General features: G+C 61.7%; 14 protein-coding genes, 2 pseudogenes and 1 other annotated feature. Of the genes and pseudogenes, 9 read left to right on the forward strand and 7 right to left on the reverse strand.

Annotation, left to right across the window (positions count from 1 at the left end; all coding sequences use genetic code 11):
- Positions 1–107: 107 nt before the first annotated feature.
- The 6 genes and pseudogenes from BLS41_RS30615 to BLS41_RS30645 form a co-directional block, all read right to left on the reverse strand.
- Positions 108–1,307 (reverse strand): CynX/NimT family MFS transporter, encoded by a 1,200-nt coding sequence (locus BLS41_RS30615; RefSeq protein ID WP_074771458.1) that lies wholly within the window; start codon positions 1,305–1,307, stop codon positions 108–110.
- Positions 1,308–1,720: 413 nt separating this feature from the next.
- Entirely contained in the window at positions 1,721–2,941 is a 1,221-nt protein-coding gene (locus BLS41_RS30625) for a cation:proton antiporter (RefSeq protein WP_074771460.1), read from the reverse strand.
- 63 nt (positions 2,942–3,004) lie between these two features.
- Positions 3,005–3,349: pseudogene (locus BLS41_RS30630) on the reverse strand (acyl-CoA dehydrogenase family protein); the annotation flags it as partial.
- A 489-nt stretch (positions 3,350–3,838) separates the two neighbouring features.
- Positions 3,839–3,954 (forward strand) — a sequence feature (AL1L pseudoknot).
- A gap of 34 nt (positions 3,955–3,988) precedes the next feature.
- Entirely contained in the window at positions 3,989–5,020 is a 1,032-nt protein-coding gene (locus tag BLS41_RS30640) for a DNA-binding protein (RefSeq protein ID WP_074771462.1), read from the reverse strand.
- A gap of 203 nt (positions 5,021–5,223) precedes the next feature.
- Positions 5,224–5,301, reverse strand: a pseudogene (locus BLS41_RS39760) (amino acid ABC transporter ATP-binding protein); the annotation flags it as partial.
- A gap of 96 nt (positions 5,302–5,397) precedes the next feature.
- Positions 5,398–6,354 carry a LysR family transcriptional regulator gene (locus BLS41_RS30645; protein ID WP_074771463.1) on the reverse strand — a complete coding sequence of 319 codons (957 nt, stop codon included), beginning with the start codon at positions 6,352–6,354 and terminating at the stop codon, positions 5,398–5,400.
- A gap of 194 nt (positions 6,355–6,548) precedes the next feature.
- Between BLS41_RS30645 and BLS41_RS30650 the strand changes: the two genes are divergently transcribed.
- The 9 genes from BLS41_RS30650 to BLS41_RS30690 all read left to right on the forward strand — a co-directional run bounded on the left by BLS41_RS30650 (position 6,549) and on the right by BLS41_RS30690 (position 15,206).
- A complete protein-coding gene (locus tag BLS41_RS30650; protein ID WP_074771464.1) occupies positions 6,549–8,012 on the forward strand; it encodes a 2-hydroxymuconic semialdehyde dehydrogenase in 1,464 nt (487 codons plus the stop codon).
- A 19-nt stretch (positions 8,013–8,031) separates the two neighbouring features.
- Entirely contained in the window at positions 8,032–8,850 is an 819-nt protein-coding gene (locus tag BLS41_RS30655) for a 2-keto-4-pentenoate hydratase (RefSeq protein WP_074771465.1), read from the forward strand.
- A 1-nt stretch (position 8,851) separates the two neighbouring features.
- Positions 8,852–9,799, forward strand: coding sequence for an acetaldehyde dehydrogenase (acetylating) (locus BLS41_RS30660; RefSeq protein WP_074771466.1), 948 nt, complete (start codon positions 8,852–8,854; stop codon positions 9,797–9,799).
- Positions 9,800–9,809: 10 nt separating this feature from the next.
- The gene (gene dmpG / locus BLS41_RS30665) at positions 9,810–10,847 is read left to right on the forward strand and encodes a 4-hydroxy-2-oxovalerate aldolase (RefSeq protein WP_074771467.1); all 1,038 of its coding nucleotides are present in this window, start codon (positions 9,810–9,812) and stop codon (positions 10,845–10,847) included.
- A gap of 87 nt (positions 10,848–10,934) precedes the next feature.
- Complete coding sequence (locus BLS41_RS30670) at positions 10,935–11,720, forward strand: 2-keto-4-pentenoate hydratase (protein ID WP_074771468.1); 786 nt, start codon at positions 10,935–10,937, stop codon at positions 11,718–11,720.
- An 84-nt stretch (positions 11,721–11,804) separates the two neighbouring features.
- Positions 11,805–12,260 (forward strand): RidA family protein, encoded by a 456-nt coding sequence (locus tag BLS41_RS30675; RefSeq protein ID WP_074771469.1) that lies wholly within the window; start codon positions 11,805–11,807, stop codon positions 12,258–12,260.
- The gene (gene nbaC / locus BLS41_RS30680) at positions 12,238–12,807 is read left to right on the forward strand and encodes a 3-hydroxyanthranilate 3,4-dioxygenase (protein WP_074771470.1); all 570 of its coding nucleotides are present in this window, start codon (positions 12,238–12,240) and stop codon (positions 12,805–12,807) included. Before BLS41_RS30675 ends, nbaC begins: the two co-directional genes overlap by 23 nt.
- Positions 12,804–13,799: an amidohydrolase family protein gene (locus tag BLS41_RS30685; RefSeq protein WP_074771471.1), complete on the forward strand. Its 996-nt coding sequence runs from the start codon at positions 12,804–12,806 to the stop codon at positions 13,797–13,799. Before nbaC ends, BLS41_RS30685 begins: the two co-directional genes overlap by 4 nt.
- A 66-nt stretch (positions 13,800–13,865) precedes the next feature.
- Positions 13,866–15,206: an MFS transporter gene (locus tag BLS41_RS30690; RefSeq protein WP_074771472.1), complete on the forward strand. Its 1,341-nt coding sequence runs from the start codon at positions 13,866–13,868 to the stop codon at positions 15,204–15,206.
- A gap of 261 nt (positions 15,207–15,467) precedes the next feature.
- On the opposite strand, the gene BLS41_RS30695 is transcribed toward BLS41_RS30690, so the two are convergent.
- Positions 15,468–17,684, reverse strand: coding sequence for a TonB-dependent siderophore receptor (locus tag BLS41_RS30695; RefSeq protein WP_083380162.1), 2,217 nt, complete (start codon positions 17,682–17,684; stop codon positions 15,468–15,470).
- Positions 17,685–17,793 lie beyond the last annotated feature (109 nt).

Genomic DNA, 17,793 nt, shown 5'->3' on the forward strand with positions numbered 1-17,793 from the left:
TTAGGGACGCTCGCGAGTATGAGTGGTTACTTTGACACACTTCGCCTCGGACTTCGAGATCGTTGTCATGGAAGCGCCGTAGGCGATTGAACCACCACTCTTCACGCTTAAACCATCGTCCGGTCCCTACCCGCCTGATAGGCAAACAGCGTAACAAGCATGCTAGCTGCAACCAGAATCGCGAGCGAATAGGTCCAGTTCGAGGTCATCTCATGGAGCACGCCAAAAACAATCGGACCTAGCGCACCACCGCCATATCCGACGAACTGCGCCATACCCGAAAGTTCGGCCGCCTGCTCGTGGCTCGCAGAGCGGAGCGCGAAGAGCGAAAGACTCGTCGTCAACGAAAGGCCCGCACCCAGACCTGCCACCAGCAACCATAGAGTCGAGAACGGCAAATCCAGCATCATGCCGACAGATCCCGCGAGGTAAAGAAGTCCGCATCCCGCGCCGATGAACCGCTGGTCTTTCGCTCGCTTGATGATCGGCGCGGCGCCCAGGTTGGTCGCTATCGCGACAATCTGAAAAAGCAGCAGATCTACACCGGCCGATGCCGGGGAGACTCCTCGCGACGCGGCGATCGTCGCATACCAACTCACGATGGAATAGAACACGATCGACTGAAATGCGAAAAACGCGGATACTTGCCAGCCGATCGCCTGCGTCCACGGCGACCTGTTCGTCGCCAGTGCGGCGGACGCAGGGGAACGAACTTCACGATGGCCGCTACGCATCTGCGGAAGCCACGCCAGCAGCGCGATCGCCGCGCACACGGACCACACGCCAAGCGACACACGCCAACTTGAACCGGGGATGTGCGCAATCGGGACCGCGAGTCCGGCGCCTAGTCCGGCAAATAAGGCCATTGCCGCCGCATAGATCCCGATGAGCGATGCAGCGTGCTTCGGAGATCGGCGTTTCACCAGGCCCGGTAACAAGACATTGGCTACCGCAATACCCGCGCTGATAACCAGAGTGCCGACCCAAACGGCAGAGTGAATGGCAAGCGACCGGAACAACGTGCCCGTCAGGATCGCGACCAATGCGGCACCCAGTGCCCGCTCTGCTCCGAGCTTTCTGCCAGAAGCTGGCGCAACGAGCGATACGATCGCAAAGACGGCAAGGGGAAGTGCGCTCAACAAGCCGCCGGCGGCGTCATTCAACCCGAGCTCGCGCTGCACATCGCCGAGTACAGGGCCGAGACTTGTTATAGGCGCCCGAAGGTTAGCCGCTATCAGAACGATGCCAACGGAGAACAGGAAAGCGGTACGTCGCGAAGACGCGAAAGAAGCAGCGTTCGATTTCATTCAATGAACCAGTCGCACTCGCACCAACCCATTGCAGGTGATGCAGTGATGTGCGTTGGTTCACGTTAACGCTTACGCAAGAAGCTGTGAGCCGCTTGTCTGGGCCGCAGTGTAAATGCTTGCGCATCGATGCGCAAGCCGCTCAATCGACGCGTCGGCGGGACATCGCGTGGCAGCAATTCGAGGCTATATCGTCGGAGGAGATGGCAAATGGACGCGCGAACGAACGCGGAAAAACATCGCCGTGATTACATGATTATTCATGTCGCGAAAGAACGGCTTATATGGAAGACGGCATTGCCGTATCTATCCGCTCGTTCGCTGGAGTCTAGCCCGACGACTGTCTCGTATTCCTGGCATCCGCATAAACAAAAATGGACGAAACGCCAAGACGTTCCGCCCATCGCTCCGTACTAGATCGACTCCGTCGCGACCGCCGCCGTCGGACGCATAGAACGGCGCAACAGCGGCGCCGTGACCCCGGTGGTGAACAACGCGAAAATCACGAGCATCGTGTAGACGTTCGGCGGCAATATCCGCAATTGCAATCCGATCGACAGGAAAATCAGCTCCATCAAACCGCGTGCATTCATCAGCGTGGCGATCACCGTCGCGTCGCCTCGCGCGTGTCCAACCGCGCGCGATCCAACGAACACGCCCACATACTTCCCCGAAAATCCGACAGCGATAAACGCCAGCAGCCAGAACCACTGCGCATGCGCAGTAACATCGAACATCTGCAGATTCAGCCCCGCATACGCGAAGAAAATCGGCATCAGGATGCTATGCAGGAAGCCACCCAGCAGACGGTTGAAATGCTCGCGCAACCCGGGCACCTGACGCAGCAGCATGCCCGGTAGCAGTGCGCCGAACGCGCTATGAAAGCCGAAGCGCGACGTGAGCCATCCCGAGATCAGCACGAAGGCGGCCAGAATCACCACCGTGTCGCGCGACCAGCCTTGCGCCAGCGAGCGTTCGACCGCGCGTCGCAGGAACCACTTCGACGCGATCACGAGCACCGCCACATACACCGCGAGCGACGCGAGGTTCACGCCCAGCGTGCGCCATCCCGCGTCGTGGCGCGAGAAACAGATAATCAGCGAAAGCACACACCAGCCGAGCAGATCGCCGACCATTGCCGCCGAAAGCGCCGACGAGGCTGCCGGGTGCCGCGTGAGATTCAGATCGGCGACGATGCGCGCCATCACCGGCACCGCCGACACCGACAACGCCACGCCGCAAAACAGCACGAACGGCCAGAACGCCTGCTGCGGCGCGAGCGTGTCGTGCGCAAACCAGCCAATCGCGACGCCGCCGCCGAACGGCAGCAACATACCCGCCAACGCAATCAGTACCGGGCCGAGCAACGCGCGTTGCTGCGGCAAACGCACATCGAGGCCGATTTCGAACATCAACAGAACAAGGCCGACCTCTCCGAACTGGCCGATTGCCGAAGTCGCGCCCGGCGAGAAAAGTTCGTTATAGAGCGACGGCGTAACGACACCCAGCGCGAGCGGCCCGAGCAAAATACCACCGGTAATCTCGCCGATGACCTTGCATTGCCCCAGACGCACGGCAATCGCACCACAGCCGTTGCAGACCAGAATGACGACAGCCACTTGAATCAACCACATTGCATGCTCCGTGCGGAAGAAAAGAAAAATTGCTTTGAGGGATTGCAACAAAAGACAGCGTGATCAGCGCGCCTGGTCGAGCAGCGCTTCCGGGTCGACACTATCGAAGATGATTTCGCGGACGAGTTCGCTCGCGCCGGCCGCGATGGTACCAGCGGTGGCATCGCGATAGAACCGTGCTACTTCGGCTTCGGATTCGGACAGGTAGCCGCGCGCACCGTGAAACTGCGCGCAAAGATTTGCTGCGCGCCTGGCAAGCTCGGTGCTGGGCAGTTTCAGAATTGACGCGTCGCCGCTGCCGACTTTGCCGCCCGCGTGTTGCAGGGCCAGCGGGTATCCGAAACTCCGCAGCAACCACAGTTCGGGGATGAGATCGGCGAGTTCGTGCTTGACCGATTGATTCGCGCTGAGCGGTGCGCCGCGCCGCCAAGCGCGTGAGCTGCGTGCTGCGCTCGAACGATAGCGTCGCGCTGCTCAATGCGGCGATCGAAGACATCGGCATCGCGCATCTGCCACGCTATGTCGCGCGCGAGGGGACGGTTGCGGGGACGTTGCAGACGCCGCTGCTGGGCCCACGCGGCCTATCGCGACGACCGCTATCTATCGCCACGCTTGCGCATCGTCGCGCAGGAGCTGGCGCTCGACTTCGAGAACGACACGGATGCGTTCAGGCGGAATAGGGCCGGCGATTAAAGCGTGGCTCACTTGCCGAACGTGCTGCGTAAGAGCGTCGAAGGCAGCTATGGTGGCTGATATCGCGTGAGTAGCCCTCGATGATCTTCGAGGGTACGGTGAGCCCGAACCGCCCGGGGTTTGGTAGAGGATCGATGTCTTAAAGCACCGGAGCGCGAGGTTAAGGCGCAGCTCCGCTGCCAATGAGACTCCGAAACTCGTGAGTGGTTTTTTCGCCCAGGCGGAGCTCGACCGTCCCCTGAAATCCGGAAGGCCTCCATCGATCAGCATGGCGATACCTTTGGGGTCGAGCCGATCTCCAAAGTCTGCGGATTGCCGCGTCGGGCCTATCCGCATAGCTCAGTTCGTCCCGTCCTATATCGTCTTTCTGCGACGCGTGAGCGGTTTGGCCGGCACACTGCGCGCCGGACGCGTCGCACGCGGCGTTCGACGGTCCGCTGCAGGGGCCGCCCGTTCACTGATTTCGCGCGCACTCGCCTGCTTTTCCCGCAGGGCGATGATCTCTGACTGCAACCGCGTGTTCTCTGCCTGAACAGCATCGAGCCGCCCCTGCAGTACACCTGCCTGGTGACGTGTTTCGCCCAGTTGCGTCTGCATGATTTCCGACGCACGACGATGATCGGCCTCTTTCTGCTCCACGCGACGCGTCGTCTCATCGAGTTCTTTCTGCAGTTTCGCCGCAGCGCTGCGCTCACGATCGATCTCCAGCAGCGCACGCTTTTCCGATGCGCGCAACCGTTCCTCAGCACGCTCCGCCGCTTCGCGCAGCTTGTCGAGATCGCGCGAAAAACCTTCCCTCACCTCAACCAGTTCGCGATCGCGTGCGGTGAGTGCCGCGCGGCTGCGTTCCAGTTCGGCCTCGAGCGCCTGACGTTGAGCGTGGCCTTCGGCCTGCGCCTTCTCCAGTTCCCGTACTTCGACCTGGGCGGCGAGCAGCGCCGCGGTGCGCTGCTCGAGCGCGGTCTCGACCCGGCCGAGTTCATCGCGGGCTGCCGCCACTGATAGCTGCGCGTCCGCTCTCGCGCTCTCTACTTCATCGCGCAGCGCGTCCAGCGCGGTCGCGGCCGACGCAGTCGCGCGCGTCCAGAGGGTCGCCACCAGTTCGCCTGCTGCCGCACCGAGATCAGCCGGCAGGTCCGGGTGTTCGATACGCACACGGCTCTTTTCGCGCAACTCCGTCCAGAACTCGCCGAGCACCTGGGTCGGCGTGCCCATGCTGCCCCGCCGGACCAGCTGGTACAGCCGGTTCGCAGTGGGCGTGATGCCGTAGCGGAAGAACAGCAGCGCACACACCTCGCGGTATAACTCGCGCGTTTTCGGGTGCGAGAGCTTTACGCGCTCAATGTCGGCAGCCAGGGCGGCATCAGGGGAAAGGTCGGCGTCCATGGGGAAATCCGTGATTTGTTGATGACAATTTTACTACGTAAAACGGTAGATATTTTACTATTTTGTTTTTACAAACGACATTACATTTATAATGTCGTTTATTACCCGTTGCACGCCAGCGATCGATGCCAAACGTATCCAAGGCGCCGCAAAATCTCGTCGTTGGAGTCGCGCCATGGCCTGAGCCAAATGAGTGGCCGCACGCCACCCGAAAGCTGACCCGGGAACTTGTCCGCGTGAGCGCTTGGCCCCACCCGCTCGAGCACCCTGAGTCCGTCGTCCGTCAGGTGTCCCGCTCGCGGATGGCTCAGCCTTTGAAAGTCCGGCCATCGCCGCACTGGAGAAGCACACAAAAGCCAAACACGCAGCGCGCGACGTCAGATTTCCAACACTGCCGCGCGCAAACAGTCCTTGAACAGTTCAACGGCTCGCACCGTCAATGCGTCAGCGACCGTGAAGACACCCACATCTCCGAACGCCGGCATAGGGTCGAGCGGAATGATGGCAAGACTTCCTCGACCGACGAACTGCTCGGCGGCCGAGCGCGGCATCAGCCCGATCGTCTTCTGGTCGAACATCAGGGCGACGTTGGTCAGTACGGAAAGCGATTCAACAATATTCGTCGGTACAGGCAGGCCTGCGTCGTAGAACAGGCGATCCGTCGTCTGACGCAGTGAGGAATCGCGGGTCGGGAGGATCCACGGAAATGCGGTCAATTCCGGCAACGTACTGCAGGCGCATGATGCGAGCGGATGATGCACCCCGGCGACGATGCAAAGCTGTTCCCGATGCAGGATTTCTGTCTCAAGTTGCGGAGCGGCCGTGCGCCAGCTTCCATCTTCTGGAACCCGGCCGACCACCACATCGAGATCCCCGACCACCAGCGCCTGCAACAGCTGATCCATCTGCGCGATGCGCAGGGTCACGATCACTTCGGGCGCTTTTTCCTTCAGCAGCTGGATGGCGCGCGGCAGCAGTACCGCCGAAGCCGATATCAACGTGCCGACCAGCACCTGACCGGAGGTGCCGCTGTGAAAGGCGTTGATCTCGTCGGTCAGGTGTCGCATCTCGCCAAGCAGCGCCTTGGCGCGCCTCGCAACGAGCTTCCCGAACTCGGTCGCGGTTACGCCACGGTTGCTGCGCACGAGCAGCGCCCCGCCGATATTGCTTTCCAGTTCCTGGATCACTTTCGTGACAGCAGACTGCGTCATGTTGAGCGCTCGTGCGGCGCGCACGATCGAGCCGCTGCGCAGGACCTGCTCGAATACGACGATCTGCGCGAAGCGCAGTTTTCGGCAAAGTGAGGTGGGACCGGCGAGATTGTGAACGGACATGGGGCGTAAGGTGTTTCAGCGCGAAAGGATCACGCAGGATTCCATATCGATGGCAACCCCACAAGCCCCGGCCCTGGATGCCTGCATCGTCATGCGCAGGTATTCTTCGTCGGAATACAGGAAGACTAATTATTCATTTTTCAGGAATAGGCGATCTCAATACACTGACTCCCAACCCGCCATAGGAGTCTGTCGTGTCGTCATGTCCCACTCTGTACCGGAACTACGTGGACGGCCAGTTCGTCGAATCCGCCCGCCGTTTCCCTAATGTGTCGCCCGTCAATGGCGCCGTCATCGGCACTGTGTGCGAAGCCGATGCCAGTCTCGTCGATCGCGCCGTGAGCGCCGCCAGAGCCGCCATGCATGGCCCCTGGGGCAACACCTCTGCCACGGAGCGCGCCAAGGTACTGCATGCGATCGCCGACGGCATCGAAAAGCGCTTCGATGCATTCGTCGCCGCCGAAGTCGCCGATACCGGGCGACCTGAACATCAGGCACGTGCGCTTGATATCCGCCGTGGCGTACAGAACTTTCGCACCTTCGCCGACCTGGCCGCCCAGGCTGGGGGCGAATACTTCGACATGCGTGCTGCTGAAGGCGATATCTTCAGCTACACGGTGCGCAAGCCGCACGGCGTGGTCGCCATCATTTCGCCGTGGAACCTGCCAATGCTGCTGCTGACCTGGAAGGTCGCACCCGCACTGGCCTGCGGAAATGCCGTCGTGGTCAAGCCATCGGAAGAGACGCCCGGTAGCGCGACCCTGCTCGCCGAGGTCATGCACGAAGCCGGCGTGCCGGCTGGCGTCTTCAATCTCGTGCATGGATTCGGTGTTGATTCGGCGGGCGAATTCCTGTCAACGCATCGCGGCATCGACACCCTCACCTTCACCGGCGAATCGCGAACGGGCAGCACCATCATGAAGGCGGTCGCAGACGGCGTGAAGGAAGTGTCCTTTGAACTGGGCGGCAAGAATGCGGCGGTGGTGTTTGCGGACTGCGATTTCGACAAAGCCGTGGCCGGCGTCATGCGCTCCAGTTTCACCAACACCGGGCAGGTCTGCCTGTGTTCGGAACGGGTGTATGTGGAACGCTCCATCTTCGAGCGCTTCGTGGGGGCGATGAAAGAGCGCGCTGAAGCATTGCGTATCGACTATCCCAACGCCGATGGCGTGGAAATCGGTTCCCTCATCTCACATGGCCACCGCGAGAAGGTGCTTTCGTATTTTGCGCTGGCTCGCGACGAAGGCGCCACCGTCGTGTGCGGCGGCGGTGTGCCTCGTTTTGGCGACGAACGCGACAACGGTGCGTATGTGCAGCCGACCATCTGGACGGGACTGCCGGATTCGGCGCGCTGTGTCCAGGAAGAAGTCTTCGGTCCGGTTTGCCATATTGCGCCCTTCGATAGCGATGACGAAGTCGTGGCGCGCGTCAACGATTCCCGCTACGGTCTGGCGGCTTCTGTCTGGACCCGCGACCTTTCTCGCGCACATCGTGTTACCCGCAGGTTCGACGTGGGTATCGTCTGGGTCAATACGTGGTTCCTGCGCGATCTGCGCACGCCGTTCGGCGGCACCCGCCTGTCTGGCATTGGTCGCGAAGGGGGACGTCACTCACTCGATTTCTATTCCTCCCTCACCACGATCTGCGTCAATCCCTGAACCCGTCGCGAGATACCGCATGCTGAACCCAGAACTTATCCAAGCCGCAGATCGACTCTGGCTGGCCGCCGAACGTCGCGAACCGTGCCTGCCGGTCCGCGATGAGATTGCCCGGTTCGCCGGTGCCGATCCGATCGCTGCCGCCTACGCTATTCAGCAGTACAACACCGAACGCGCGCTTGTTGCCGGCCGCCGGCTGGTCGGCCGCAAGATCGGGCTGACATCTGTGGCCGTACAGCGCCAGCTCGGTGTGAGCCAGCCGGATTTCGGCATGCTGTTCGCCCACATGGCCCGTCAGGAAGGCGAGGAAATCGATTGCGGCGATGTGCTTCAGCCCAAGGCCGAGGCCGAAGTCGCGCTGGTGCTGGAACGCGATCTGTCGCATGCCGTGCATACCGTTGCCGACATCATTCAGGCGACTGCGTTCGCACTGCCGGCCATCGAGATCGTCGGCAGCCGCATTGCCAACTGGGATATCCAGCTAACCGACACGATTGCCGACAACGCATCGTCGGGCCTCTTCGTGCTCGGCACGCGGCCGGTTTCGCTTGGCGCGCTCGACCTGGCGAACTGCGGCATGTGCATGGAACTGGCCGGCGAGCCTGTGTCGGTCGGCGCTGGCGCCGCCTGCCTCGGCCACCCGCTCAATGCCGCGATCTGGCTGGCCAATACCATGAGCCGCGTCGGCGCGCCGCTCAAGGCGGGCGACATCATCCTCACCGGCGCGCTCGGCCCGATGGTGCCGGTTCAACACGGCCACGTGCTGACTGCCCATATCGAAGGCCTCGGCAGCGTGACTGCCTCGTTCCACGTCAATAGCAAGCAAGGAGATGCCTGAGATGAAACCATGCAAGGTTGCCATTATCGGTTCCGGCAATATCGGCACCGATCTGATGATCAAGGTCATGCGCCATGGCAAGCGGGTGGCGATGGGCGCCATGGTCGGTATCGATCCCGCTTCCGAAGGGCTCGCGCGCGCCGCGCGCCTCGGCGTGAGCGTGACGGCCCAAGGCATCGACGGCCTGCTCGCGTTGCCCGACTTCGGCGACATCCGCATCGCCTTCGATGCCACCAGTGCGGGCGCGCACGCCCATCACAATGCCGTGCTGCAGGCGCATGGCGTGCGGGTCATCGACCTGACGCCAGCTGCGATCGGACCTTACGTGGTGCCCTGCGTCAACGCTGACCAGCACCTCGACGCGCCGAACCTCAACATGGTCACGTGCGGCGGTCAGGCAACCATTCCGATGGTCGCGGCTGTGGCTAGCGTGACTCAGGTGCACTACGCGGAGATCGTCGCGTCGATTGCCAGCAAGTCTGCCGGCCCCGGCACGCGCGCCAATATTGACGAATTCACGGAAACGACGTCCCGCGCCATCGAAACCGTGGGGGGCGCGACGAAAGGCAAGGCCATCATTATCCTCAATCCGGCAGAGCCGCCGCTCATCATGCGCGACACCGTCAGTTGCCTCACGGATGACACCGACCAGGCGGCCATCGAGGCAGCCGTCGCAGCGATGGTCGAACGCGTACAGGCTTATGTTCCGGGTTATCGCCTCAAGCAGCGCGTGCAGTTCGATCGCATCGAGCAGCCGGTGCTGGTGCCCGGCGTCGGTCGCAGGACGGGTCTGAAGACCTCGATCTTCCTTGAAGTGGAAGGCGCTGCGCACTACCTGCCCGCCTATGCCGGCAACCTCGACATCATGACCAGCGCCGCGCTGGTTTGCGCCGAGCGCGTAGCGGAATCCGTGGCGTGTGGCCAGCCCGCCGTGACGGCATCAGTGTGAGAGACCAGCCATGACGAACAGGAAACTCTATATCTCCGACGTGACCCTGCGTGACGGCAGTCACGCCGTGCGCCACCAGTATTCGGTCGGGCAGGTGCGAGCCATTGCGGGCGCGCTCGACAAGGCCGGCGTCGATTCCATTGAAGTCGCTCATGGCGACGGATTGGCTGGCTCCAGTTTCAACTATGGGTTCGGCGCTCATACCGACGTGGAATGGATCGCCGCCGTGGCGGAGACGGTGCGGCGCGCCCAGGTGGCCACGCTGCTGCTGCCGGGCATCGGCACCGTGCACGATCTGCGCGAAGCCTTCGCAGCCGGCGCAAGGATTGTCCGGGTGGCGACCCATTGCACCGAGGCCGACACGGCACGCCAGCATATCGAAACTGCACGCTCGATGGGCATGAACGTCGCAGGCTTCCTGATGATGAGCCACATGGCCTCCCCCGCGAAACTCGCGGAGCAGGCGAAGCTCATGGAGAGCTACGGCGCCCAGTGCGTCTACGTGGTGGACTCCGGCGGCGCCCTGACGATGGATGGCGTACGCGCCCGCTTCCGCGCGTTCAAGGATGCGCTGAAACCCGACACAGAAACAGGCATCCACGCGCACCACAATCTTGGCCTCGGCGTGGCCAACAGCATCGTGGCGGTCGAGGAAGGCTGCGATCGCATCGACGCCAGCCTCGCCGGCATGGGCGCGGGAGCGGGCAATGCGCCTCTGGAAGTCTTCATCGCCGCGGCCTCGGTTTCGGGCTGGAATCACGGTTGCGATCTCTACGGACTGATGGATGCCGCCGACGATATCGTCCGGCCGCTGCAGGACAGGCCGGTACGCGTTGACAGGGAAACGCTCGCGCTTGGTTATGCCGGCGTGTATTCGAGCTTCCTGCGGCACGCCGAAACAGCGGCTGAAAAATACGGGCTCAAGACCGTCGATATCCTGGTGGAACTGGGACGGCGGCGCATGGTCGGCGGCCAGGAAGACATGATTGTCGACGTGGCGCTCGACCTGCAGCAGCGTCACGGTGCCGCCCACAGGGAACCAGCGTAAGGCAGTACCGGGCAGCCGCTGCACAGAACGACAGCATCCGATGCCAGGCTGGCTGCCCGTCCCCCAACACATTGACCAGGAACCGACATGAGCCAGACCATCGGCGACGCAGCGCTCGCGCTGGATACAGCCGCGAAGCAGGCGCGAGCCATTCCCCAGTTCGCGCCAGGCACCTTCGATCTGAACACCGCCTATGCGATCCAGCGGGCGTCGATTCAGCACCGGGTCGCGCGCGGCGAGCAGATCAAGGGGATCAAACTTGGCTTCACAAGCCGCGCGAAGATGGTGCAGATGGGCGTCGATAGCCTGATCTGGGGCTATCTCACCGACGCGATGATCGAAGAGGATGGTGGTCGGGTCGATCTTGGCCGTTACGTCCATCCCCGTGTGGAGCCGGAACTCTGTTTCGTGACACGCAGGACGATCGATGCACCTCTTACGGCGCTGGAAGCCGCCGGTTATCTGGAAGCAGTCGCCCCGGCGATGGAGATCATCGATTCGCGCTATCGCGACTTCAGGTTCAGCCTCGAAGACGTGGTGGCAGACAACTGCTCATCGGCAGGGATGGTCGTGGGGGGGTGGTCGCGGGCGTTCGAAGAACTCGGAAATCTCGGCGTACGCATGCAGTTCAACGGCCGGGATGTGCAGGCAGGTTCGACCGGTGCCATCCTCGGCCATCCGCTGCGTTCGGTGGTGCAGGCGTCCCGGCTGCTGCATGCGAGCGGCGCGAGTCTGCCGGCGGGCTCGCTGATCATGGCTGGCGCCGCTACCGCAGCCGAAGCACTGCGGCCGGGGCTGCACGTCAAATGCAGTATTGGCTGCGGCGTGCGTTCCCTGGGCATTGTCTCGTTTTCGACGCACAAGGACACCTAAATAAGGAAGCCGAAATAAAACCGCGCGGCCGGTCGCCATCGGGATCGGCACGAGATCCACTTCATTCGTAAGGAGACTGCTGTCATGTCAGTAGAAGCGCATAGGGTTGCGGGAAAAGCCAGGCCACGAGGGCGATTTCCGCACTGCAAGCGTGCCGGCGACTTTCTCTATGTTTCGGGAACGAGTTCGCGGCGGCCGGACAACAGTTTTGCCGGCGCCGAAGCCGACGAACTGGGCGTCACCCGTCTCGACATTCGCGTTCAGACGCGTGCGGTCATCGAGAACATCCGCGACATTCTTGCGAGCGCCGGTGCGATTCTGGCCGACCTCGTCGAGACCCAGGTTTTTCTCGTCAACATGAATGACTTCGGCGGATTCAACGAAATCTGGGCCGAATACTTCGACTATGACGGACCAACCCGCACGACGGTAGCCGTACACCAGCTACCCCATCCGCATCTGCTGATCGAGATCAGGGCCGTCGCCTATCACCCCCTCCCGCAACAGGATGACTCGCATGCTCAATCTCAGGTACGGTAGACCGCTGAATTTCCAGCGCTGGCTCGACGAAAACGCCCACCTGCTTCAGCCGCCCGTCAACAACCAGCAGATCTGGGCGGACAGCGATTTCATGGTCACGGTCGTAGGTGGGCCGAACCAGCGCAGTGACTTCCACGACGACCCCGTCGAGGAGCTGTTCTACCAGTTCAAGGGCAATGCCTATCTGCTGCTCTGGGAGGACGGACGCTACGACCGCGTCGATCTGCGCGAGGGCGACGTTTTCCTGTTGCCTCCCCACACCCTGCATTCACCACAGCGGCCCGAGGCCGGCAGCCAGTGTCTCGTGGTCGAACGCAAGCGGCCGCCAGGCGAACCCGATGCGCTTCAGTGGTGCTGCGCGGCCTGCGGCACGCTCATCAAGCGCTATGAAATGGGACTCACGAACATCGTGACCGACCTGCCGCCGGTCTATGACACGTTCTACGCGAGCCCGGAAGAAGAGCGGCGCTGCTCGCGCTGCGGCGAGATTCACCCGGGGCAGGACTTCAAGGCCTGGCATCGCACGCTGACCAGAAACTTCACATGATCGATATCCACTCGCATTTCCTTCCTCCCATTAGCCGCCAAGAAGCGCAGGCGGTCGACGCGGAGCGCGCGCCATGGCTTGCCATCGACCCATCCGGCGAGACTGGCCAGATCATGCTCGCCGACCAGCCGTTCCGGCCTGTCTACCGCGCGCTCTGGGATGCCGATTTCCGCGTTGCCGAACTCGACGCCCATGGCATTGCCATGCAACTGGTATGCGCAACGCCCGTGATGTTCGGCTACGCATGGGACCCGGCGAGAGCGGCCGACTGGGCCACCCAGATGAACGACAAGGCACTCGCGTTCTGTGCCGGACATCCGGACCGGCTCAGGCCGCTCGCGCAGGTGCCGTTGCAGGACACGCGGCTTGCCTGCGCAGAGGCGTCCCGCGCCGTCGCTGCAGGCTGCGTGGGGGTGCAGATTGGCAACCATGTGGGCGACAGGGATCTGGATCACCCGGACCTCGTCGATTTCCTGATCCATTGCGCAGAGAACGACATCCCTGTTCTCGTGCACCCCTGGGACATGATGGGGGGCGGCCAGCGCATGAAGCAGTGGATGCTGCCCTGGCTCGTCTCGATGGCGGCCGAAACCCAGCTCGGCATGATGTCGTTGATTCTCTCCGGTGCGCTCGAACGCATCCCCGAGTCGTTGCGCATCTGCTTTGCCCATGGTGGCGGCAGCTTCGCGTTCCTGCTCGGACGTGCGGACAACGCGTGGAAGCATCGCGACATCGTGCGCAAGGATTGCCCACGGCCGCCTTCGGAATATGCCCACCGGCTGCATGTGGACAGCGTCGTCTTCGACGAAGGCGCATTGCGCCTGCTCGTCGACAAGATGGGCGTCGAGCGCGTGATGCTCGGCTCCGACTACCCGTTTCCGCTCGGAGAACAGGAAGTCGGCACGCTGGTGCGGGGTGCCGGCTTTCTCGACACCACCCAGCGGCAGCGGATTCTCGCGGGTAATGCACGCGGATTCTTTCGCCTGGACTAGCTCCGGAACATGTAGCACAACCATACCAAAAAGCCTGGCCATCGCCGGGCAGCGAAGGAGACAGGCATGCGGCAGATTGACGTAGGCAGGCTGGCGGACGACGCGCCGTTCACGAGGTTTCATCGTGTTGTGCTCTTCTGGTGTGCAATGGCGATTATCTTCGATGGATACGATCTCGCCGTCGCCGGCATCGCCCTGCCTTCGATCATGAAGGAGATGGGGGTAGACTCCACACAGGCGGGCTTCATGGTGAGTTCAGCGCTGTTCGGAATGATGTTCGGCAACGCCATCTTCGGCACGATTTCAGACCGCGTGGGAAGACGCCGCGTGATTGTCATCTGCATCGCCCTCTTCAGCCTGTGTACCGCCGGAGCTGGCATGACCAGCCATCCGGTGAGTTTCAGTATCCTGCGGTTTCTCGCTGGCCTCGGCATGGGCGGTGTGATGCCCAATGTGATCGCGCAGATGAGCGAATACGCGCCGGCCCGCATGCGCAGCACGTTGATCACTATCATGTTCTCCGGCTACTCGGTGGGCGGCATGATCGCCGCCGTGGTCGGGAAAAGCCTGATCGTGTCCTATGGCTGGCAGAGTGTGTTTCTCGCGGCCGCAGCGCCCGCCATCATCCTTCCGCTGCTCTGGAAGCAGATGCCGGAATCGATGTCTTTCCTGCTGAGGCAACGCAGAATCGACGAGCTGCAGGCAATCGTCGCGCGCATCGCCCCGCACCATGTGCGTCAGGACGGCGACCGGTTTGTGCTGGCGGCGCGGGCCACGCAGCCTGGCTCGCCGCTGCGCGCGCTCTTCGCCGAAGGTCGCGGGCCAAGCACGGTGATGTTCTGGCTGACCAGTTTCATGTCGCTCTTCATCGTCTATGCGCTCAACGCGTGGCTGGTTCAGTTCATGGCAAGCGCGGGCTACAGCCTCGGCTCCGCGTTGATCTTCGTGCTCGTACTCAATCTCGGCGCGACGATTGGCGCGATCGGCGGCGGCTGGCTGGCGGATCGCCTACACATCAAATTCGTGCTGGTGGTCATGTTCATCGTCGCCGCCGTGTCGATTGCACTGCTCGGCTACGGCATGCCGACGTGGGTGCGGTTTGTACTTGTCGGGGTAGCCGGCGCGTGCACGATCGGCACACAAACCCTGTCGTGTGCCTACTGCGGTCAGTTCTACCCGGTCGCCTGCCGGGGAACCGGCCTGGGTCTGATGCTGGGTGTTGGCCGGGCGGGGGCGATACTTGCGCCCATCGTGATCGGCGTGATTGTCGGCATGTCGCTGCCTCTGGCGCAGAACTTCCTTGCGATCGCCGTGCCGGCCTTATTCGCCGCAGTGACGATCTCGCTTGTGAAGCATGGCCGCTCAGACGGCGCCGGTCAGCTGGGTGCGGAGCCGGCAGTCGATTGAGGCGCTGTCTATCGCCCGTTAAGGCTGGCGGGTCGGTGCTGTCGGCAACCGGGCGACGAATGGCGAACACACTGTGGTATCAGTGATTCGCTTTTTGCATTCCTTACTCCATCGATGGAGTAGACCGGGACCACCACGGCGCCTTGGCGTTTTCAATTGCAGAGGAATAGCTCTCGCGAGCAGGAGCAACTGCATCCATCAGCAGATTCAACATGATGATCATTTCCGGTTAAAAGAGGTTTCTATCAGCTTGTGACACGCTTAGAAATCGAATGTCGAGGTCAGCGAAATAGTGCGTTCAAGTCCGATACCCAGCTGGCTCGATCCGGCGGACGCCCAATAGTGTTTGTTGAACGCGTTTTCGATGTTCAACTGGAAAGTCGCGTTACGTCCAAACAGATGAGTCTCGTAGCGCGCCCCCGCGGAAAACAGCGTATAGCCCGGAATAAAAGCCTGATTCGCGTCGTTGATAGGACGCTGTCCAACGAAATACGCACCTCCATTCACCGAAAAACCATAGACGTGCGGAACGCGATAGTTCAGAAAGACGCTACCTGTATAACGCGGCGTGTTTTCCGGACGCTTGCCAAGCGTCGTCGAATCCGTGCTGTCGACAAGCTCCGCGTTCAACCACATGCCAGTCGTGACGATAGACAGATCTCGCGTTATGTCGCCCTGATACGAAAACTCGATACCGCGATAACGGCCTACGCCATTCAATGCGTAGACACCATCGGCATCAGTGCTCGCGGACGGTTGCCGGATCTGGAACGCAGCAATCGACGCAAGCGAACCGTTGTTGAAGCGGTGGCGCACGCCAACCTCTTCCTGTTTGCTGACTGCTGCAGGAAGAACCTGATACGCGTTGGTCGCGGTTGCCGGCGCGCTGCCGGCCGATTCCAAGCCTTCGATATAGCTCGCATAGATGCTGGTCTGCGGCGTGATCTTGTAGAGAAGGCTTGCCGACGGCGACGTGCGATTGACGTTCTGCGTAGTGGTTTGCGCCTGGGTGGCGTGATACGACGAATACCGCACGCCCGCGGTGAACTGAAGATCCTTCGTCAAACCGATCCGGTCGAAAACGTAAGCGCCCTGGTTACTGATGTGCTGAGCGTAAAACGCTTTCGACGTACCCGCCTTCAGGTTCGTAATGCTGACGGGCGAATAGAGGTTCTGCGTGGCCGTGTAGTAATACGTCGTGAAATCAGGCTGAAATAGCCAGTTTTCGTTCACACCAAACGTGACATCGTGCGTGAAAGGGCCGGTTTGGAAGTTGCCGTTCAACTCGGCACGCACGTTTTTGTTCTCGTAGAACTGGCCGTTCTGCTGGCTGCCTTGCAGCGTGCCGGTGCCCGTGTTCACGTCGTATTTCTGCAAAATCCACAGCCACCTGTTGCGCTGTGTGATCGACTGACCGATCGACACGTTCGCGCTCCAGTTGTCGTTGATCAGATAGTCGGCGCGAAGAATCTGCGCAGTCGCCGTCGACGTGGTCGGCTTGTCGTTAGGCACCAGCAACTTCGATGCATCGGGCAGTTGCGGCAGCGTAATGACGCCGTTGACGGCAGCCAGCGGCGTAATGCCGGCCTGCTCCACGACGCGTTGATCGATGTGTTCGAGGTCGTACTTGAAGGTCAGACGGTTGGTCGGCTTCCAGTCCAGCGCGACGCTCTGGAACATGCGGTAACCGCGGTCGCCATCAATAGGTGTCTCGACGTGTTCAGCCATCGCGTTAACACGAATACCGAACTGATTGTCCGTACCGAAGCGGCGAGCAACGTCCGCATGCACGCCGACCGAACCATGCGAATCGACCAGCACCGACGCCGATGTCACCGGCGTGTCGCCCGCGCGCTTCATCACCATGTTGACGATCCCGGCCGGCACCGTGAACCCGTAATACAGCGCGGACGCACCCTTGAGTACTTCGACGCGCTCCTTGTCCTCCATCGGCATCCAGATGTTGTTGTCGATGGGAAGTACTCCGTCGAGGTAATAGCTTTGACGGTTGTCGAGCGCGATACCGCGAACCGACAGTTGATCGTACGAGATGCCGCTCAACTGCTGACGGGTCACGCCCGCGACGTTGCGGAGCGCGTCGAACAGGCCCGTCGCAGCCTGCGCTTTCAGCACGTCGCTGGTCACGACGTTGACCGTCGCGGGTACGTCGAGCGCATCGACGCCGCGGTACTGCCCGGTTTGTACCGTTTTCGCCGCGTAGGGACTGGCCGTCGGCTGCTTCGTGCCTTTGATCGCGATCGGGGCCAACGTGGCCCGGTCGTCGGTGCTATTAGAAGCGGCTGGAGTCGATACCGACGCATCGGACGCAGCGGCAGCCTCCGCTGCAAAGGCCGGGGAATCCGCAAGGCCGCCATATGCGATCACCGACAGCGCGACCACGATGGAGCGTCGACGGTTTGCCGGGCAACCCGGTCGGATAGCGTTGGTATTAATTTTTTTGCGAGAAGCTTTATTCATGAATGTCACTAAAAGAAAAGAGCGTGCAAGGCCCAACCGCCCATCGAATGCAACGCGTCTGCACCGGATGGGTGGTCGATACCAATGAAAATTGAGTTCAAGCCCGCTC

Origin of the sequence: Paraburkholderia fungorum, from assembly GCF_900099835.1 — a bacterium.
Taxonomy (GTDB): Bacteria; Pseudomonadota; Gammaproteobacteria; order Burkholderiales; family Burkholderiaceae; genus Paraburkholderia; species Paraburkholderia fungorum_A.